This window comes from Wolbachia endosymbiont (group A) of Icerya purchasi, from assembly GCF_947251635.1.
Lineage (GTDB): Bacteria > Pseudomonadota > Alphaproteobacteria > Rickettsiales > Anaplasmataceae > Wolbachia > Wolbachia pipientis.
Genome location: NZ_OX366357.1, coordinates 17,187 through 38,006 on the forward strand (window position 1 = coordinate 17,187; position 20,820 = coordinate 38,006).

Annotated in this window: 14 protein-coding genes, 2 rRNA genes and 3 pseudogenes; 11 read left to right on the plus strand and 8 right to left on the minus strand. The window is 35.6% G+C overall.

Annotation, left to right across the window (positions count from 1 at the left end):
* Positions 1–84 precede the first annotated feature (84 nt).
* Positions 85–948 (plus strand): annotated as a pseudogene (locus OPR17_RS00100) (IS982 family transposase); the annotation flags it as partial.
* A gap of 162 nt (positions 949–1,110) precedes the next feature.
* Here the strand turns inward: OPR17_RS00100 and OPR17_RS00105 are convergent.
* Positions 1,111–1,929, minus strand: coding sequence for an ankyrin repeat domain-containing protein (locus OPR17_RS00105; RefSeq protein WP_265021680.1), 819 nt, complete (start codon positions 1,927–1,929; stop codon positions 1,111–1,113).
* Positions 1,930–2,694: 765 nt separating this feature from the next.
* Here OPR17_RS00105 and OPR17_RS00110 point away from each other — a divergent pair.
* Positions 2,695–3,402, plus strand: coding sequence for a TerC family protein (locus tag OPR17_RS00110; protein ID WP_265021681.1), 708 nt, complete (start codon positions 2,695–2,697; stop codon positions 3,400–3,402).
* Positions 3,403–3,434: 32 nt separating this feature from the next.
* Here OPR17_RS00110 and guaA read toward each other — a convergent pair whose 3' ends face one another.
* The 3 genes from guaA to OPR17_RS00125 all read right to left on the minus strand — a co-directional run bounded on the left by guaA (position 3,435) and on the right by OPR17_RS00125 (position 8,843).
* Positions 3,435–4,997 carry a glutamine-hydrolyzing GMP synthase gene (gene guaA / locus OPR17_RS00115; RefSeq protein ID WP_265021682.1) on the minus strand — a complete coding sequence of 521 codons (1,563 nt, stop codon included), beginning with the start codon at positions 4,995–4,997 and terminating at the stop codon, positions 3,435–3,437.
* Positions 4,998–5,923: 926 nt separating this feature from the next.
* Positions 5,924–7,708 carry a ribonucleoside-diphosphate reductase subunit alpha gene (locus OPR17_RS00120; protein WP_265021683.1) on the minus strand — a complete coding sequence of 595 codons (1,785 nt, stop codon included), beginning with the start codon at positions 7,706–7,708 and terminating at the stop codon, positions 5,924–5,926.
* 58 nt (positions 7,709–7,766) lie between these two features.
* On the minus strand, positions 7,767–8,843 hold the full coding sequence (locus OPR17_RS00125) for a methyltransferase domain-containing protein (RefSeq protein WP_265021684.1): 1,077 nt from the start codon (positions 8,841–8,843) through the stop codon (positions 7,767–7,769).
* Between the two features lie 335 nt (positions 8,844–9,178).
* On the opposite strand from OPR17_RS00125, the gene OPR17_RS00130 reads away from it, so the two are divergent.
* Both OPR17_RS00130 and rrf read left to right on the plus strand, forming a co-directional pair.
* A 23S ribosomal RNA gene (locus OPR17_RS00130) occupies positions 9,179–11,944 on the plus strand.
* 66 nt (positions 11,945–12,010) lie between these two features.
* Positions 12,011–12,117: ribosomal RNA gene (gene rrf / locus OPR17_RS00135) — 5S ribosomal RNA — on the plus strand.
* A 17-nt stretch (positions 12,118–12,134) separates the two neighbouring features.
* Here rrf and OPR17_RS00140 read toward each other — a convergent pair.
* The 3 genes and pseudogenes from OPR17_RS00140 to rpmH form a co-directional block, all read right to left on the minus strand.
* On the minus strand, positions 12,135–12,359 hold the full coding sequence (locus OPR17_RS00140) for a hypothetical protein (protein ID WP_265021685.1): 225 nt from the start codon (positions 12,357–12,359) through the stop codon (positions 12,135–12,137).
* A gap of 89 nt (positions 12,360–12,448) precedes the next feature.
* A pseudogene (rnpA, locus tag OPR17_RS00145) lies at positions 12,449–12,724 on the minus strand (ribonuclease P protein component); the annotation flags it as partial.
* 67 nt (positions 12,725–12,791) lie between these two features.
* Positions 12,792–12,926, minus strand: coding sequence for a 50S ribosomal protein L34 (rpmH, locus tag OPR17_RS00150; RefSeq protein WP_253301990.1), 135 nt, complete (start codon positions 12,924–12,926; stop codon positions 12,792–12,794).
* 107 nt (positions 12,927–13,033) lie between these two features.
* Between rpmH and pstC the strand changes: the two genes are divergently transcribed.
* The 3 genes from pstC (at position 13,034) to OPR17_RS00165 (ending at position 16,008) form a co-directional block, all read left to right on the plus strand.
* Positions 13,034–14,122 (plus strand): phosphate ABC transporter permease subunit PstC, encoded by a 1,089-nt coding sequence (gene pstC, locus OPR17_RS00155; protein WP_265022127.1) that lies wholly within the window; start codon positions 13,034–13,036, stop codon positions 14,120–14,122.
* A 101-nt stretch (positions 14,123–14,223) separates the two neighbouring features.
* Positions 14,224–15,651 (plus strand): F0F1 ATP synthase subunit beta, encoded by a 1,428-nt coding sequence (gene atpD, locus OPR17_RS00160; RefSeq protein ID WP_265022128.1) that lies wholly within the window; start codon positions 14,224–14,226, stop codon positions 15,649–15,651.
* Positions 15,652–15,663: 12 nt separating this feature from the next.
* Positions 15,664–16,008 carry a F0F1 ATP synthase subunit epsilon gene (locus OPR17_RS00165; protein ID WP_265021686.1) on the plus strand — a complete coding sequence of 115 codons (345 nt, stop codon included), beginning with the start codon at positions 15,664–15,666 and terminating at the stop codon, positions 16,006–16,008.
* 409 nt (positions 16,009–16,417) lie between these two features.
* Here the strand turns inward: OPR17_RS00165 and OPR17_RS00170 are convergent, their stop codons facing one another.
* Positions 16,418–17,014, minus strand: a complete 597-nt coding sequence (locus OPR17_RS00170; RefSeq protein ID WP_265021432.1) for a transposase — start codon at positions 17,012–17,014, stop codon at positions 16,418–16,420.
* Here OPR17_RS00170 and OPR17_RS00175 point away from each other — a divergent pair.
* The 4 genes and pseudogenes from OPR17_RS00175 (at position 17,007) to pnp (ending at position 20,718) form a co-directional block, all read left to right on the plus strand.
* Entirely contained in the window at positions 17,007–17,156 is a 150-nt protein-coding gene (locus OPR17_RS00175; protein ID WP_265021431.1) for a hypothetical protein, read from the plus strand. The genes OPR17_RS00170 and OPR17_RS00175 overlap by 8 nt on opposite strands.
* Positions 17,119–18,145 (plus strand): annotated as a pseudogene (locus OPR17_RS00180) (IS982 family transposase). Before OPR17_RS00175 ends, OPR17_RS00180 begins: the two are co-directional and overlap by 38 nt.
* Positions 18,146–18,157: 12 nt before the next feature.
* Positions 18,158–18,430 carry a 30S ribosomal protein S15 gene (rpsO, locus tag OPR17_RS00190; protein ID WP_006279944.1) on the plus strand — a complete coding sequence of 91 codons (273 nt, stop codon included), beginning with the start codon at positions 18,158–18,160 and terminating at the stop codon, positions 18,428–18,430.
* Between the two features lie 14 nt (positions 18,431–18,444).
* Complete coding sequence (gene pnp, locus OPR17_RS00195) at positions 18,445–20,718, plus strand: polyribonucleotide nucleotidyltransferase (RefSeq protein WP_265021687.1); 2,274 nt, start codon at positions 18,445–18,447, stop codon at positions 20,716–20,718.
* Positions 20,719–20,820 lie beyond the last annotated feature (102 nt).

Genomic DNA, 20,820 nt, shown 5'->3' on the forward strand with positions numbered 1-20,820 from the left:
ACGCGAATTCTGGATTAAAGGAGAATAGAAAAGGCAGAAAACAGGGTAAACTCAGCAATTATAAAAAAATAGATGAGGTTACCCATGGAAGATATAACAAAACTGTTTTGTTTGGTCGATGATTTTTGCAGAGATATAGAGAAAAATTTTGCAGGCAAACTACTGCCAAATGGTAAAAAACCCACAAGAACAACGGAAATTGAGCACTCTGAAATCATGACAATAATCCTGCTATATCAACAATCTCCGTGTAAAAATTTCAAAACTTTCTATCTACATTACCTAACGTTGCTCTACAAATCAGAGTTTCCAAAGTTGCCTTCATATACCAGGTTTGTTGCTCTAAAGCCTAGGGTTTTGTGGCATTTAGCAATGTTGTTGCATTGGCTTTGTGGACAGTCAGAAAACACTGGAATTTCATATATAGACACAACTCCCATTGCAGTTTGTCATGCAAAAAGAATATCCAAAAACAAAGTTTTTGCTGGAATTGCAAAATTAAGCAAGAGTACTTACGGCTGGTTTTTTGGTTTCAAATTACATATGGTAATCAATGAAAATGGTGAAATTCATGCACTTACGCTAACAAAAGGCAATGTTGATGATAGGATACCTGTGCCAAATTTGACGGAAAAATTAACCGGCCTTTTGTTTGGTGACAAAGGTTATATTGCAAAAGAGCTTTTTCAGAAGCTGTTTGACCGAGGTTTGAAACTTGTTACCAAGGTGAAAAAAGGTATGAAAAATACATTAATTTCGCTAAATGAGAAGATTTTACTGAGAAAAAGGTCTATCATTGAGACTGTTTTTGGTTACCTAAAAAATAGACTAGAAATTGAACACACTCGCCATAGATCCCCTGTTGATTTCTTGGTTCATATCTTTTCTACTCTCATCTCCTATTCCATCAAATCCAAAAAGCCTTCTATTTCCTATACTTCCTTCCTTAATCCAGAATTCGCGTTTATGGGGCGCTGGGATGACACCCTCCTTGTGTGTATTATAGCTAAAGTGACTTACGACAATTTGAAAAACGACACATTCGTCATTCCGCTACTAGTTAGCGGAATCTATACCGCGAATGAATCGCGGTATGACGTGTTGCTTGGGTCAGTTATATGTAAGTTGTGGCCCTTCTTTATTATTTTTATTAGCGGCAGTTGTATCATCAACAGATATTTCAGAGCTAACAGTGCTAATAGTTTTTTCTATCGCTTTAGCCTGTTCATAGTCTTGACTCAAAAAATACATGGCCAGCCCAACAGCTATACTAGCAACAAGAACAGATGCTATCATTACACCTAGTATCATACCACCAGAAAGACTTGCTGCAACATACACACCAGCTCCAAGTACAACACCAAGAAAACCACTAATCATTATGCCAGGCACCACACTGCCTATCATAGCGCTTTCTTTTTTCGCACTAGCTTGTTCTTTCATACTTTTAATAAGCACTTTTTTTGTTTCTCCTTGAGCTAAATCTAAAGGAACTTTATTATCCGCGTTTTGTATCAAAGGATTTGCACTATATGTAACAAGAAGGGTGGTTATTTCTTCAGTTTTATTACCTATAACTGCATGATGTAGTAATGTATTTCCCTCTTCATCTTTAAAGTTTATATGAGTACGAAATTCTTCATCTAGATTTCTTATTGGGTTGTTTTTTGCATATATCCCAGATTGTATTGCTCTATCTAAGCATTGTATCACTTGTTCTAGTGATTGCTCGCCAGGATTTTGTATAAAATGAAGCAGAATTTCGTGTACTATCGCTTCCTTTGTAGTTTGTGGGCATTGTAAAGCGTAATTAAATGTCTGTGTAGTAATAACTTCTTCTTTTCTTTTTTTAAGAACAACCCTTAAATCTTCAATCGCCTTTTCACCATCTTTTATTCCAAGAATTATTGAATCCAAATTATTTATCATGCTATCCTCCTTGGTTTGATTGCATTACTCATTAATAAATAATATAATAAATCCTGCTAAAAGTCAAGCAATTGATTAATAAGTTAATATAATCCTCCAAAAGGAGCTCCTTACTTTTTGTTCAGCATGTCCATTGGATCAGACTCTTTAAGCTTGCTGTTTGCTGAATTTATTCATCACAATAGCTACAATGTGCTATCGAAGTTCTCTGTAATCTTAGTTAGTTCTTCTAGAATATTCAAAATATCAGTTGCACAAAAAACCCGATCTCTCTTTCCTTGAGAAGTTTGTGAAACGATGCCTAAATCTTCAAGCTTTACGATTGCTCTTTGGGCTGTTGTAAATACGACACCTAAGTTTTCAACTACTTTCCTTATAGTAAAGTAAGGGTTTAAAGGCTATTCACTAAATCATTGTCCCATTCAAATTTTGGTGGCAAGGGGCTTGGTGTAAATGCCTGATAACCAGCGAATACTTTGCCTGATGGTGATCCTTTAATATACATTCATTCAACCTAGCACACTATTTTTATAGTATATATTATTTTCAAATAAAGTCAAAAATGAAAATAAGGCTTTATCTTATTTGCGTGCATGAAAATAAGAAACTCTCTTATTATTGATTTTGCTCAAAAACGAAAATAGAAGAAGCTGCTGAACTTTATATATCCTGTTTTTCTGGAGAACTGCTATAAAACTTCTGAGTGAAGTCACTTAATTTTTACACATCTATTGTAGAGTAAGAAGAACCGAATTTGAAACAAAAATGCTAACTGATGCTTGGACTTTACTGACACTTACACTACTTGAAACTATACTTAGTGTAGACAATTTAATCTTTATTTCTCTAGCAATAGATAAGGTGCCAAATGCGCTGAGAGAAAGAGTGCGCCTTATGGGCCTTGGATTAGCACTATTAATGCGTTTTGTAATACTATTTTTTACATCATCTATATTATTAATGCAAAAACCTATATTTCACACTGCATCAGCAAGGGATTTACTTATGATCGCAGGGGGATTATTCCTTATTGTTAAGAGCTCTATGGAGTTACGGGATGACATCTTTGTATGTAAGAAAAATAAAAAGAAAGCAAACGTTAAATCAAAATTTTTTTTAGTTGTGCTACAAATTATATTAATAGATTTAGTTTTTTCGGTTGATTCGATATTAACTGCTATAGCACTAACTTATAACATGGTAATAATGGCTACAGCATTTACATTTTCCATGCTAGCAATGCTGTTTTTATCAAGTTATACCGCCCAGTTAATCAAATCTAACCCAGGGTTAAAAATAATCGCCATTTTATTTATTTTACTTGTCGGTGTGTACCTCATACTTCATGGATTTCATATAGAATTACCAAAAGGATATTTGTATTCTTCATTTATGTTTGCACTGCTTGTGGAAATTATAAGCAAAATAAAGAAAATTAACCGTCATACCGCGATTCATTCGCGGTATCTCTAGATCCAGCTAACAAGCAGCGGGATCTTTTTGATTTACTCCCACTCAATAGTTGCGGGTGGTTTAGAAGTGATATCATAAACAACTCTATTTACTCCGGGAACATTATTAACAATTATACTGCCGACATTGCGTAAAAAATCCCAAAATACTAGCAAGTGTTGATCCTTATCTTCAAATGGAAATGCATCGGCTGTCATACCATCAGATGATGTTACAGCCCTTAAAGCACAAACATATCCATACGTACGACCATCTCCCATAACGCCTACAGTTTTTATTGGTAATAATACAGCAAAAGCTTGCCATATCTTATCATATAGATCGTAATTTTTCATCGTATTAATATATATTTCATCTACTTCTTGCAATATTTGCACCTTTTCTTTATCGACTTCACTTATAATCCTCACTGCAAGTCCGGGTCCAGGAAATGGATGTTGAAATATTATCTCATCTGAAAGCCCAATTTCTTTTCCAAGTAGCCTTACCTCATCTTTAAAGAGGTAACGTAAAGGCTCCACTAACTTCAGATTCATCTTTTCTGGCAACCCACCAACATTATGGTGAGACTTGATTGTACTAGTGTTGTCTGAGGCATGCCCTGACTCAACTACATCAGAGTAGATGGTACCTTGCATCAAAAAATCCACATCACCTATTTTTTTTGCTTCTTCTTCAAACACTTCAATAAAAGTGTTACCGATAATTTTTCGCTTTTCTTCTGGATCAGTTATTCCCTTCAACCTACTCAAAAATAAATTTGATTTATCAACGTAATTTATCGGAATCTCTTTCAACATAGCGATGGTTTGGTTCTTGCGTAATAACCCAGTATCAATGAAAATACAGTTCAATTGTTTTCCTATAGCTTTATGTGTGAGAGCCGCTGCAACACTTGAATCAACCCCACCACTCACTGCAGCGATTACTTTTTTCTCTCCTACTACATTTTTGATTTTTTCCTTTTGCTCCTCAATAAACGACTTCATTGTCCAGTCTCTTTTGCAATTTGCAATATCCAAGAAGTTAGAGAGCAATTTACTGCCATTTGTTGTGGGCTTAACCTCAGGATGGAACTGAGTACAGTAAATCTTTCGCTGTTCGTTGACAATCATTGCAATTGTTTGATTTATCACACCTGATGCGATAACAGTAAATCCATGTGGTATAGTATCAACACTGTCCGCATGGTTCATTAATACATCCACTTCAGAATTAACATCCCAGGTATCCTTTACAATGGGGGATTCTTTTAGTATCTTGATTTTAGTTCTACCAAACTCCTGTTTGAAACTCTCTTTTACTTTTGCTCCAAAATAATGACAAATGAGTTGCTGTCCATAGCATATTCCAAGTATAGGAACGCTTGTTGCCTCATTAAGTTTTATAATTTCATGTACTACTCTACTTGTTTCAGAACAATCATCATTTACAGATTGTGGTCCTCCAGAGAGAATAAACCCATTGAATTTTGATATTGTTTCAAAACTGATGTTGCTTGGAAATATCTCACAATAAACACCCATTCCTCTTACTTGTCTTGCGATAAGCTGTGTAAACTGTGAACCAAAATCAATAATGGCAATTGCTGACAATTTGCTCCTCCATATTATTTAAAATGATATCTGATAATAAAGAAAATAATGGAGTAAGTAAACCAAGACCTGTTTAAAAGCTTTAACGCGTGGTACAAGTTAGCTATATAGCTAATTTTCCTACACCATACCGCTGCGGCGCTAACTAGTAGCGGAATGACAGCAATCTACGTCATACCGCCGCAGTATCTCAGCCGCTAACAAGTAGCGGGATGATGGTTGTTAGGCTAGCTGTCATCCCAGTGCTTGACACTGGGATCAAGGAAAGTTTGCTTGTGAGCAAGCAAATTAGCATAGAAAAACGTTTTCGATGAGATTGCAGAAAGGCTGGATTCCAGCGTCACGCGCTGGAATGACACCTTCCGTATAAATATTAAAAGATTTACCAAATGAAAAAAAGGCAAAAGAAGCCCCATGGTGGTTGGCTATTTACTATGTACTAAAATATCGGCGTTTTTTTTATTCTAAAACGCTTGATTAAGAGCGATTTAGCTGCTTTTAACTTGCAACTAACCTACACCGCAAGTGTTTAAGAAATTTACCAAGCAGGAAAAAAAAGGCAAAGAAACCCTAGGGTAGCTAGTATTCAAATTCTCCCTTGTCAATTTGACGTTTTTTGCTGTCTTAAACGCTTTGTAAGCGCGTTTCAGCTTATATAGGTAAAAACCTAGAAATTTTTAAAGACATGCGATGCACGTAGTGCGAAAAATTAAACATGAGACGCCAAATATCCTAAGTTTTTTGTCATTAACCTGCACAGATTGCGAAGATAAATAAATAGCTTCAGTTTCATGATAAGGGGGCTGGCGGAGTTTGTCAAGAAAGTTTTTCGTTTCTATTCCCAATAAAAGTGCGTTATATGGTTATGCAAGAAGTCTATTTACCCATTTGCTTAACTTTCTCTCTACTTTTTTTGAGTAAGGCCGCTATTGGCATGACAGACATTCATCGTAGTCAATATCTGTTTTTTGTTGCAATATTTCACTTTTTTTGAATATGTCATGCGAGACCTTATCGGCTCTCTGCATTGATTGTGATCTGCAGTAATATAAGCTCTTCAATCCTTTTTTCCAAGCAAGCATGTGTATTTTGTGCAAGTAACGTTTATGTACGTTGGCAGGTAAGAACAGATTTACTGATTGAGATTGACAAATATACGAAGTTCTATCACTTGCATGTTCTATAATCCATCTTTGGTCAAGCTCGTACGCTGTTTTAAATGTCAATTTTTCATGCTCACTAAGAAAATCTAAATGCTGAACGGAACCCTCGTTTGTTGAAATTGAAGACCATATTTTATCATTGTCTTGATTTTTTTCTGCTAATAGTTTTTGCAAGAATTTATTTCGCACTACAAATGAACCTGTAAGTGTCTTTTGTATGAATACGTTTGCTGCGTATGGTTCTATTCCAGGGGAGGTATTACCTGCAATAATGGAGATCGAGGCAGTAGGAGCAATAGCGAGTTTGTGTGTAAACCTTTCCATTAGATCAACTTCTTTGGCATCAGGACATGCTCCCTTTTCTTCTGCTAATTTTTTAGAAACTATATCTGCTTGCTCGCGTAAATACTTAAATATTTTTTTATTCCATTGTTGTGCTGTTACTGATTCAAAAGGAACCATTTTGCTTTGTAAAAATGAATGAAAGCCCATTACACCAAGACCAATACTGCGTTCTCTTATTGCAGAATATTTTGCTCGCTGCATTTCATTCGGTGCTTTATTTGTGAAATCTTCCAATACATTATCAAGAAAGCGCATTATATCTTCTATGAAGAGTTTATTGTCTTTCCATTCTTCGTAGTACTCAAGGTTTACGGATGATAGACAACACACAGCAGTGCGTGACTTATTCAGGTGATCATAACCTGTGGTTAAAGTTATTTCACTGCATAGATTTGACATCTTGATGTCTAAGTTGAGCTTTTTGTAAGATTCTGGCTTATTGTTATTTGTTGCATCAAGGAAAATAATGTAAGGTTCTCCAGTTTCAACTCTTGCTGTTAATATTTTGATCCATATATCCCGCGCTTTTACAGTTGAAATAACCTTATTGTTGTGAGGGCTTATTAAATTCCATTCTTGATCATTCTCAACAGCCTGCATAAATTTATCTGTTACTATTACAGCATGATGTATATTTAACGCTTTGCGATTTGGGTCACCGCCTGTTGGCTTACGCAAATCCAGAAACTCTTCTATCTCCGGATGAGATACAGGAAGATAGACTGCTGAACTTCCTCGCCTTAAGGATCCCTGACTAATTGCAAGCGTTAGAGCATTTTGCACTACAATAAATGGAACAATTCCTGATGTTTTGCCGCTACCCTTTACGCTTTCGCCTATTGAGCGTAAATTTCCCCAATAACTACCTATTCCACCACCACGTGCAGCAAGCCAAACATTTTCATTCCATAGATCAACTATTCCCTGCAAGCTGTCTTCGGTTTCATTAAGAAAGCAAGAGATAGGCAACCCTCTCTTGGTGCCACCATTGCTGAGTATTGGTGTTGAAGGCATGAACCACAAGTTGCTCATGTAGTCATAAAGACGCTGCGCATGTTCTTTATTATCAGAATAGTAATTAGCAATACGTGCAAAGAGGTCTTGATAACTTTCATTTTCTATTAAATACCTGTCTGATAGGACTGCTTTTCCAAAGTCGGTTAATTTGCTGTCCTTTGCGTAATCAATAGTAATGTTATTCATAAAATTCCTTTTATTCTTTTATTATATATAGATACTTAAAAGCCACTTTGAGTAATTTTTAAGTTAGGTTTTTCGGACTTTCTTGTTGATGCTGTAATGCAAACAAGATACCGTCAACCTGACTGCCATATATTTTACAGTAACTCATATAACTTATTTGCATATTTATTTCTTTTGCAACATGTTGAACATAACTTTCTGAGTGACGAAAATAGTCTCCTTTATTTACAAAGTCAATACCTTCGCCTTCCTTTCTTCTTATTAAACATACAATAACCCCTTTTTTGCTCGTAGATCTTTTTGCTAATTCCAATTCTTCTTGAAAGTCATGTAGATAATGTAGCACTTCAGCAAAGATAATTACATCATACTGCTGGTTTTTCTCTTGTTTAAGAAACTCTTTCATTTCCATATGTATTAATTCATTGTAAACAGGCTTACCTTTTATAAAGCATCCTCTTGCGATATTTAGCATTCTACTTGAAATGTCAATTCCTGTTATGTGGTTTCCAATACTATTTATTTTTAAGAAATGACCACATATTCCAGTTCCACAACCAAGGTCAAGTATATTGAGCTCAGAAGTGGAGTTGTTGAAGATTTTTGTAATTATCATGTGTACAAGTTCATGCCCTCTATATTGTTTGGCAATCAACCAATGCTCAACAAAGTATTCACCTGTGTAATCAAAATATTGTCTTATGAGGTTTTTTGGCAATTCTGTAATAGGCGCTGAGTTTGTCATTTTTTTTATATAGTAAGACGCCTCCTCGTGGTCATTATCTAATTTTAGTGTCCTTGTTAAATAATTATAAGCTTTGTTAGTATTCCCTACCGCAAAATGACACCTTCCGATGTTATACCAGACTATAGGTAAATGGGGGTAAAATATGCTAATTAACCAAAATCGCAACTTTGCATCTGATATGCTGCCTTTATAAAAGTGATATAAACCGATTTCAATATTGGTATTTAACAGGTTCTTAGATTTTTTAAGAAGCACTGTCATTTCTTTATGAAGAGTATTATATTTATTCACAATGAAGTGTTTTACTTTCTTAATATTTAATACGCCAATGAGCTTAGACATACAATTGAAAGCAACGTTTTTTATAAAAGAGAGATTACTTTTCATACGTTAGAAATACTCCGAATGTTTATTATCATTTTTAGGCAATTGATTTTAACACATTTTATCTTACAAAATATCTTTTTTATTAATTTTTACTGTATATATAAGTTTACCACATATTTCTCAGATTATACTGTTTAGGATTGCTAGTATATTGTTGTTGATAATATAAGTAAATGTTTTGTGCAAAAAGGCGTTGACATATTATTTATTAGGTTATAATATATAAAAGATTAATTTAGTTTTTAGATGTTTGACAAGTTTTATGGTAGAGATTAATTTAATCTCAATTCAATTTTAATAATATTTAACTCTGCATATTCTGCATATAGTCGGATAAATAAATTATTAAGAGCACTTGATGGATGCCTTGGCGTTAAGAGGCGATGAAGGACGTGGCAGGCTGCGATAAGCTGTGGGGAATTGTCAACAAATTTTGATCCGCAGATTTCCGAATGGGGAAACCCAACTAGTTTAGCTAGTTATTACCTACTAAGTATGTAAAGCAAACTTGGTGAACTGAAATATCTAAGTAGCCAAAGGAAAAGAAATCAACCGAGATTCTGTTAGTAGTGACGAGCGAAAGCGGAAAAGGCTAGTGATTTAAGAATAAGAATTAGAATACTCTGGAAATAGTAACCATAGAAGGTGATAGTCCTGTATAAGTAGAAAGTTTTTAAATCCTTGAGTAGAGCGGGACACGTGAAATCCTGTTTGAATATGGGGCGACCATCCTCCAAGCCTAAATACTCCTTAACGACCGATAGTGAACAAGTACCGTGAGGGAAAGGTGAAAAGAACCCCGGGAGGGGAGTGAAATAGAATCTGAAATCAAGTGCTTACAAACAGTTGGAGCTCTATATCAATTTATTGATATTTAGAGTGACAGCGTACCTTTTGCATAATGGGTCAGCAAGTTAATCTATGAAGCAAGCTTAAGCCGTTAGGTGTAGGCGTAGCGAAAGCAAGTCTGAATAGGGCGTTTTAGTTTTATGGATTAGACCCGAAACCAAGTGATCTAGTCATGACCAGATTGAAGGTGTGGTAAAACACACTGGAGGATCGAACCAGTTAATGTTGCAACATTATTGGATGAGTTGTGATTAGGGGTGAAAGGCCAATCAAACTTGGAAATAGCTGGTTCTCCGCGAAATCTATTTAGGTAGAGCGTTGTATGTATGTTGTTGGGGGTAGAGCACTGGATAGACTAGGGGGATTCACCGTCTTACCAAATCTAACTAAACTCCGAATACCAACAATTAATTATACAGCAGGCACACTACGGGTGCTAAGTCCGTGGTGAAGAGGGAAACAACCCAGATCACTATCTAAGGTCCCAAAATTACAGCTAAGTGGGGAAGGAAGTAGAAAAACCATTACAGCTAGGAGGTTGGCTTGGAAGCAGCCATCCTTTAAAGAAAGCGTAACAGCTCACTTGTCTAAATAAGTTTTTCTGCGCCGAAAATGTACCGGGGCTAAAGTTGTATACCGAAGATGTGAGTGCTTATTGATTTCGATCAATAGGCGCGGTAGCGGAGCGTTCCGTAAGTCTGTGAAGGTGGTTTGTGAAAACTGCTGGAGATATCGGAAGTGAGAATGCTGACATAAGTAGCGTAAAAGAGTGTGAAAAACACTCTCACCAAAAATCTAAGGGTTCCTACGTTAAGTTAATCTGCGTAGGGTTAGTCGGTTCCTAAGGCGAGTCCGTAAAGGAGTAGTCGATGGCAATTAGGTTAATATTCCTAAACCTCTTAAGTGTGACGGGTTTCGTATTTGTATAGATCTTATTGGATTGATCTATGCTTAAAAGAAGCTCCAGGAAATAGCACTTATATTTATGAGGCCGTACCGCAAACTGACACTGGTGGATGAGTAGAGTATACTAAGGTGTTGAAAGAATGATGTTGAAGGAACTCGGCAAATTATACCTGTAACTTCGGAAGAAGGGTGACCTGCTTTTAGGCAACTATGAGTAGGTGGCACAAAATAGGGAGTAACGACTGTTTACTAAAAACACAGGACTCTGCAAACACGTAAGTGGAAGTATAGGGTCTGACGCCTGCCCGGTGCTGGAAGGTTAATAGGAAGGGTGCAAGCTCCGAATTGAAGCCCCAGTAAACGGCGGCCGTAACACTGACGGTCCTAAGGTAGCGAAATTCCTTGTCGGGTAAGTTCCGACCCGCACGAATGGCGTAACGATTTCTCCACTGTCTCCAACATCACTTCAGCGAAATTGAATTCCCCGTGCAGATGCGGGGTACCCGCGGTTAGACGAAGAGACCCCGTGCACCTTTACTATAGCTTTACATTGCTATTAAAAGTGTGATGTGCAGGATAGGTGGGAGACTTTGAAGTTATGGCGCTAGCTATAATGGAGTCAACCTTGAGATACCACCCTTTACACTTTTGATATCTAACTATGTTTCATTATCTGGAACTAGGACATTGTATGGTGGGTAGTTTGACTGGGGCGGTCGCCTCCTAAAAAGTAACGGAGGCGTGCGAAGGTAAGCTAGAGCTGGTCGGAAATCAGCTTGATAGTATAATGGCATAAGCTTGCCTGACTGCGAGGCTGACAAGCCAAGCAGAGACGAAAGTCGGTCATAGTGATCCGGTGATTCTGTATGGAAGGGTCATCGCTCAACGGATAAAAGGTACGCCGGGGATAACAGGCTGATGGTGTTCGAGCGTTCATAGCGACGACACCGTTTGGCACCTCGATGTCGACTCATCACATCCTGGGGCTGAAGAAGGTCCCAAGGGTTCGGCTGTTCGCCGATTAAAGTGATACGTGAGTTGGGTTTAGAACGTCGTGAGACAGTTCGGTTTCTATCTGCCGTGGGTGAAGGAAATTTGAGAAGGTCTGACTCTAGTACGAGAGGACCGAGATGGATATACCTCTGGTGTACCAGCTGTTATGCCAATAGCATCGCTGGGTGGCTATGTATAGATGGGATAATTGCTGAAAGCATATAAGCAAGAAACCCTCTTCAAAAAGATTTCCCAATTAAGGCCGTGGAAGACTACCACGTTGATAGGCTAGATGTGGAAGCATGGTAACATGTGAAGCTAACTAGTACTAATAGCCTGATTGATTTATTTGCTTTCTATATGTGTGTATGCAGTGTTAAATATTAAGTTAAAATTGTTAAGTTAGAAATTTTTGTTGACTTGGTGGCTGTAGCAAAAATGAACCACCCGATCTCATTTCGAACTCGGAAGTGAAACTTTTTAGCGCTGATGGTACTTGAAAAGGGAGAGTAGGTCGTCGCCAAGTTTATAAAAATTTCTTTTTTAACTTTTTTGAATAATTTTTTTATTGTGAGAAGTTGCTTCTATCTTCAAATCTAATAATTGCGGTCTAGGCTTATTTTTATTCTGCTCTAAGTATTGGCTTTGCTCAAATGCTAATTCCCATTGTGTACGATAACTAGATTCTTTATATTCATAAAAATCTTCTTTAACGTTATTTGTATTTATATTGAGATTTTTATCTTGTTTTTTTCTACTCTCTACCATTAAACACCCACACCCATTAATTTATTTTAAAAATTTTACTTATGTTATCATAAAAAATATAGTTGTAAATACCTTAATTGAGATTTTTTTTATTTTATCTTTTTTAAGCAAATAGTTAGATCTTTTTGTAAGTTTTTATAACTTGCTTGCATAATGTTTTTATGAGTTAGTATTATGTAGTAGTGCCCTATATTGCTTATATTTAAAATGTTAATTTTAGCAAGCATTCGTAGTTGCCTTTTTATTTTATTTCTTTTTGCTGCTTTTCCGGCTTTTTTACTGATAGCCAGACCTACTCTAATAGTATGAATGTACTTTTCAGGTTCTCTTTCTTTTATAGCGTACAGTGATATATAAAGCCCACGATAAAAAAGACTGTTGAGTGCTAACTTATTTTTGAAAGCAGAAGAAAAATCTTTTTTTTTATACTTACTATGCGCATAATTTGTTACACCCTAATGAACGGCGCTTATTAAGGATTTTTCTTCCAGCTCTTGTTGCCATACGTGAACGAAATCCGTGTCTGCGCTTTCTTATCAAATTTTTTGGTTGAAATGTTCTCTTCATTGTTTTTATATTAATATAATTATTTATTTTAAATTATTTTACTTTATTGTCAAATAATGGTGAACTTGTATGACATTTTCGTAGAATAAAATTTGATGCATGGAAGAATGAATTCGGTGATAGTCATACCTGTCTTACTAATCCTTTTATTTTGTTTTAGTAGGTTTCAAGAAGTAAATAAGGTTAAATCTTATCTATATCTTAGTTGTGTATGGATGCTAACTTGGTTGTTAGTATTCTATAATAATTGTTTTGTAACTTTTATTTCTATAGCGTTACTTTTTTTCATGCTTGCTTTTATCTTTAAAAATAAAAGAAATAAGATAATAAAACTTTCGTTATTTGTGGCTTTGGCCATATCATTTTTTATCACTTTATTTATAATGCTGTCTATTTTTATTCAATCCATTAGTTTTTTTAATAAAGTAGCTATTTCAGAATTCTTGTTTTGCTTGAAATGGGGCCACAATGTAGTCACTATCAATGAAGAGAAGATAGGATGTTTTGGTATAGCGCCGCTTTTAGTTGGTACATTACTTATAACTATTATAGCAATGTTAGTTGTCGTTCCGCTTGGTTTATTTTCTGCAATATATATTAGTGAATATGCGAGTGAGAAAGTGCGTTATATTGTTAATACAACTTTGCAAGTTTTGTCTGCTATTCCTACGGTTGTATATGGATATTTCGCGGTTGTGTTTTTGTCTTTCTTTATAAAGCAGGTAGCAAATTTTTTTGGTTTAAGTATACACTCAGAAAGTGCCTTAGTTGCCGGTTTATCGATTGGGACAATGATTCTTCCTTTTATTATTTCTTTACTCGAAGATGCCATAAGATCTGTTCCAAAAAGCTTGCGTTATGGCTTCATGGCACTTGGCGCAACTCCAGCGGAAACTATATGGCATATAACAATACCTTATGCAATGCCTACAATTTTAAGTGCAATTTTATTGTCAATTTCAAGAGTAATAGGTGAAACAATGATTGTGCTAATGGCTGTGGGAATCAACGCAAATTTGACTTTTAACCCTCTTAATTCAGTTACTACCATTACCGTGCAGATCGCTACATTACTTACCGGAGATCAGGATTTCAATAGTGTACAAACTCTTGCTGCTTATGCGCTTAGTTTAGTATTGTTTATTATTACTTGGCTATTAAATGCATTTGCATTGTTTGTAATGAAGCGTAACTAGTAAGCGTTTTAATGTTGCAAAATTTCTATTAATAATATAAAATTTATTTTCTTTAGAAGTTCTTTTATGGAATTATAGTGTTAGGTGATAAAAATAAAGAGATGAATATAGGTAGAGCGATTAAGGTAACTCAAGCAGTTGTTGATATAAAATTTGAAGGTGAATTGCCTAAAATATTTAATGCTTTAAAAAGCAAACTAAAATATAAGGATAAGGAGCTGGTTTTAGAAGTTTCGCAGCATATAGGTGACAATATAGTTCGTTGTATTGCTATGGATAGCACAGATGGCATGTCAAGGGGGGATGAATTTGTTGATACAGGTGCACCAATATCGGTGCCAATTGGGCGTTCAACTTTAGGAAGGATTTTTAATGTTGTTGGAGAGCTTATAGATGAGTGTGGTCCACTGAAGGGAAAATATAACTTAGAGCCTATACACAGAGCACCTCCAAGTTTTACTGAACAGAGAATACAGGAAGAAGTTTTAGTTACGGGAATAAAAGTTATAGATCTTCTTGCACCTTATCTTAAAGGAGGAAAAATTGGCTTATTTGGTGGAGCCGGTGTTGGTAAAACAGTCCTAATAATGGAATTAATTAATAATATAGCAAAAGCTCATAAAGGATTTTCTGTGTTTGCCGGGGTAGGGGAGAGAACGCGTGAAGGTAACGATCTTTATCACGAGATGATCACTTCAAATGTAATAAATATAAATGAGCATGAAAAATCTCAAGCTGTTTTGGTTTATGGTCAGATGAATGAGCCTCCTGGAGCAAGGGCTAGAGTTGCTTTAACAGCACTTACTATGGCAGAGTATTTTCGTGACCGTGAAAACCAAGATGTTCTATTTTTTGTGGATAATATCTTTAGATTTACACAAGCTGGTTCTGAAATTTCTGCTTTACTTGGAAGAATACCGTCAGCTGTTGGTTATCAGCCAACCCTTGCAACTGATATGGGTGCAATGCAAGAAAGAATAGCTTCAACAACTTCTGGCTCTATTACTTCTGTGCAAGCTATATATGTTCCTGCAGACGATTTAACTGATCCAGCTCCAGCAACTACATTCTCTCATCTTGATGCCACCACAGTGTTATCAAGGCAAATAGCTGAAATGGGAATATACCCTGCTGTTGATCCACTTGATTCAACTTCTCAGTCTTTATCTGCTGAAATCATTGGTGAAGAACATTATAAGGTAGCTTCTGAGGTGAAACGTATATTGCAAACTTATAAATCACTGCAAGATATTATCGCAATACTTGGTATGGATGAGCTATCTGATGAAGATAAAATTATTGTTGATAGGGCTCGTAAGATTCAGAAATTTCTTTCTCAACCTTTTCACGTTGCAGAAATATTTACTGGCATGCCTGGTAAATTTGTTTCACTTTCTGATACTGTTTCCAGTTTTAAAGGGATTGTTGAAGGCAAATATGATCACTTACCAGAGGCTGCTTTTTATATGGTGGGGAATATAGATGAAACAATAAAAAAGGCTGAATTAATACAAACTGAAGCTAAATAAAAGTTAAAGATTATGAATACTTTTAAAGTGCAATTTTTCTCTCCTGATGATCAAATTTCATTCAGTGGAGTGGTTTCTCTTTCAGTAACTGGGCTCGAAGGGGAGCTTATGATTTTAGCTCACCATGCTCCTTACTTAATTTATTTATTGCCTGGTATGATTACTGTTAAAATGAGTAACCAAACAGAAAAGAAGGTTGTAATTGATAGTGGCGTATTAGAAGTTACAAATAATAATTGTAGCATTATAACAAGTCAAATTCAGGTTTTTGATCATGCAATTCATGATGAGAAATCGTTTAAAAATAAGAGAATTAGTATATATTTAAGTTATCTTGATGAGAAGTTTCTTTCTTAGTTAGTTTAGGCAAAAAGTCAATTATCATTCAAGTGGCTATAAGATTTTTGCTCAGGGGGCTCTTTTTTGTCATCCCAGAAACCCCGGGGTGTCATCCCAGTGTCGGAGTACTTTAGGTGTATGATCCATAAGTGTTGAAAGTATCAAAAATAACGTGATATGAGATGATCAACGGCATGTAAATTACCTCCCGACAGTAAAACAATCGAACGTATAAAAGAGTCATTTAGATCCAATGTGAATTGCAGTAATGCTATTTTGAACCCATGTAGATTATTTTTGATTTTATAAACAAGAAATAACAAAGCCGTAATAATAATCATGTAAATATACACCTTCATGCCATTCATAGTATGGCTTAAAAAGTGCTTATATCCAAGATTTTGCTTTATAAATTTAAAGAACACTTCTATATCCATCTGCGCCTATATAGCTCTGTTACTTCATAAGCTGGCATTTCAAACAAGTTTGTCAAAAACCATATTTCATCTCCAATTTTATTTCTGATTTTTATTAGCCGTAGATCATGCTTTTCTGCCACTTTACCTCGTGCACGATAAAGATTAACTATTATATCTTCTAAAATCTCTGATCCATCCGATTTTTGTTCTCTTATAACTTTGTTCCTGCTTATAACATCATGTTTTCTTCCTACTTTAACTCTTGTGATAAATTTGTACTCCTTTTCATCAAATTCGGCAAAAGTTCCAACTTTTCTGATTCCTCTATCAAATAATAAAATATCCTCTTTTTCAACTTTAGCTTCATTAATTGCTCTCACTAATGCCATATCTTCACTACTTTCTTCTTGTCCTTTACAAAATCTTATACTTGTCGGCAATTGATCCTTTAATCCTACACTCACTTTAACTTGACTGTCGTTACTTTTACCGCCTATTTTTAGCCCATCTTTTATGAGATATCCCGATAAATTTATGATCGTCGAATCAAACTTATGTAAGTTATTTGATGTTTTTTGGGGTAATAGCTTTTTAATCTTGCTCATCAAATCAATATATACTCCCTTAAAATATTCTGGATTAAAGGAGAATAGAAAAGGCAGAAAACAGGGTAAACTCAGCAATTATAAAAAAATAGATGAGGTTACCCATGGAAGATATAACAAAACTGTTTTGTTTGGTCGATGATTTTTGCAGAGATATAGAGAAAAATTTTGCAGGCAAACTACTGCCAAATGGTAAAAAACCCACAAGAACAACGGAAATTGAGCACTCTGAAATCATGACAATAATCCTGCTATATCAACAATCTCCGTGTAAAAATTTCAAAACTTTCTATCTACATTACCTAACGTTGCTCTACAAATCAGAGTTTCCAAAGTTGCCTTCATATACCAGGTTTGTTGCTCTAAAGCCTAGGGTTTTGTGGCATTTAGCAATGTTGTTGCATTGGCTTTGTGGACAGTCAGAAAACACTGGAATTTCATATATAGACACAACTCCCATTGCAGTTTGTCATGCAAAAAGAATATCCAAAAACAAAGTTTTTGCTGGAATTGCAAAATTAAGCAAGAGTACTTACGGCTGGTTTTTTGGTTTCAAATTACATATGGTAATCAATGAAAATGGTGAAATTCATGCACTTACGCTAACAAAAGGCAATGTTGATGATAGGATACCTGTGCCAAATTTGACGGAAAAATTAACCGGCCTTTTGTTTGGTGACAAAGGTTATATTGCAAAAGAGCTTTTTCAGAAGCTGTTTGACCGAGGTTTGAAACTTGTTACCAAGGTGAAAAAAGGTATGAAAAATACATTAATTTCGCTAAATGAGAAGATTTTACTGAGAAAAAGGTCTATGTTACCTAAAAAATAGACTAGAAATTGAACACACTCGCCATAGATCCCCTGTTGATTTCTTGGTTCATATCTTTTCTACTCTCATCTCCTATTCCATCAAATCCAAAAAGCCTTCTATTTCCTATACTTCCTTCCTTAATCCAGAATTTGCGTTAGAAGATGCGGGGAAAATCAGAAAAGGTCAGGAAGTTGTATTAAATAACTTGCGTAATTTAAAGAATCATGATATTTGTTGTACGGTAGTGGGTAGTGTACCTATTGCAATCTGCAGTTTTATTTATGGTTGTGTGAAACCTATTCGTGTTTTTAATATTTAAAATGAGGTTTAGATGTCGATAACATCCGAAAAGAAAAAGAGTTTGATAAATATATATGCAATTAAAGAAGATGATACAGGCTCATCTTTTGTACAATGTGCAATTTTGACCGAGAGGATCAGTAACTTAACTGAGCATTTTAAAGTGCACAAGCATGACCATCACTCTAAGCGTGGTTTACTTATATTGATAGGTAGAAGACGCAAGCACTTAAATTATATAAAGCGTAAATTTGGTAATGAAGCCTATCAGGAATTAATAGAGAAGTTAGGCATTAGAAAATAATCGAGGAATTTAATATGTTTAAAATTATAAAAAAATCTATAGAGTGGGGTGGTCGTGCCTTATCTTTAGAAACAGGAAAAATAGCACGCCAAGCTCATGGTTCAGTAGTTGTAAATTACGGTGATACTTCTGTTTTAGTAACTGTTGTACGTAAAAAGAAGGAAGAAAGCGTTGATTTCCTACCTTTAAATGTGCAGTTTATCGCAAAAAGCTATGCCATAGGTAAGATCCCTGGCGGGTTTTTTAAAAGAGAAGGTAAGCCATCTGATAGAGAAACTTTAATCTCAAGAGTAATAGATAGAAGTATAAGACCACTATTCCCAGAAGGATTTCATGATGAAATTAGTGTGGTGTGCAATCTATTAACTTATGATACAGTCAATCCTCCTGAAGTGCCAGCATTGATTGGTGCTGTTGCAGCTCTTGCAATTTCTGGTGTTCCCTTTCACTTTACTATAGCTGGAGTGATGGTTGGTTGTGATGAAAATAATAACTATATACTCAACCCTTCTGTTCAAGAGATGAAAGCAAGCAGCTTGGATCTGTTTTTGTCTGGTGATGAAAATTCAATTTTAATGGTTGAATCAGAAGTGAAAGAGCTCTCTGAAGAAAATGTTTTTAATGCAATAAAATTTGGCCATGAACACCTTAAGCCTGTCATTAAGCTCATAAAAGAGTTTGCTGATACAATTGGCAATAAACCTAAGAGCTTTGCTCCTATTGATACATCAGATATAACACAAGAGCTCGAAAAATACGGTAAAGATTTTGAAAAAGCATATTCGCAAACAGTAAAACAAGAGCGAGTTCAAGCTTTAGAAGCGATCAGAGAGAATATATTGAATACTCTTAAAGAAACTGGAAAAGATGAAAAGTTAATTATGTATGCAGTAAAAAACTTTGAAAGATCTTTAGTACGTGAAATAATTAGGAAGAAAGGTGTAAGGATAGACGGTCGTAAGCATGATGAGATACGTCAGATAGAAGTTGAAGTTGATATTCTGTCCAAAACTCACGGTTCTGCACTATTTACAAGAGGCAATACTCAGGCACTGGTTGTTACTGCTCTTGGCACTACTCAAGATGAGCAAATTGTGGATGATATTGAAGGGGATAGACGTGAGAATTTCATGTTGCATTATAACTTTCCCTCATTTGCTGTTGGAGAAACTTCTGCTGCACGTGCACCAGGAAGAAGAGAAATCGGTCATGGCAAACTTGCTTGGAAAGCAATTCATCCTGTTTTACCCGATAAATCTGAATTTCCTTATACAATAAGAGTAGTGTCTGAAATTTTGGAGTCTGATGGTTCTTCTTCTATGGCAACAGTTTGTGGGACTTCTCTTGCTTTAATGGATACGGGTGTGCCAATAAAGGCCCCTGTTGCTGGAATTGCTATGGGTCTCATCAAAGATAAAGACGAGTATGTAATACTTTCCGATATACTTGGTGATGAAGATTATCTTGGTGATATGGACTTTAAAGTAGCAGGAACTAGTGAAGGGGTTACGGTGCTACAAATGGACATGAAAATTTCTGGTATAAGCTTTGAAATTGTTGAAAAATCTTTAGAACAGGCAAAAGCTGGAAGATTACATATTTTAGAAAAAATGAATGCAGTGATTTCAGAACACAGTGATGATGTCAAAGACCATGCACCAAGGATGTTATCATTTTACATAGATAAAGACAAAATTTCTGCTGCTATAGGTTCTAAGGGGAAAAATATACGCAGTGTGTGTGAAAGAAGTAATGCAAAAATTGAAATAGGAGATGATGGTAAAGTTTCTGTTTTTGCTACGAGTGGCACTGAAGCTGAAATTGCAAAGAGTATGATGATTGATTCAATAACAGAACTAGAACAAGGTTCTATAGTTGATGTCAAAGTTGTAAGAATAGAGAAGTCTATTGTAGAGCTTGAATTTCTTAATGGCAGAAAAGGAAAAATGCACATAAGTGAAGTAGCTAATGAACACATAGATTCTATAGAGAGCGTACTTAAACAAGATGATACTTTCAAAGCACTAGTAATTGACTTCGAAAAAGGTGGGTGTCCAAAGTTGTCAAGACGTCGGGTTGATCAAGAGACGGGAGAGTTTTTTGAAGGTGAGCTTTACAACGAGGAAAGGAAAGATGGTCCAAATGACAGGGATAATTATTACAATAATTCATTTAGTAGAAAACCTGGAGGAAGTCACCATAAGAGGCCTCCTCGTCCTCGTTCTGGTTTCAGCAACAGAAATAGGCCGAAATTTGGTAATAATGATTCATCATCAGGTTTTTATTAAGAATAAACTTCTTGCGTTACCTCTCGTCATTCCAGTGCTTGACACTGGAATGACACCCTTTCTGGTGAAGGTTGTTCTCAAATCACAATGTTAGTACAATTG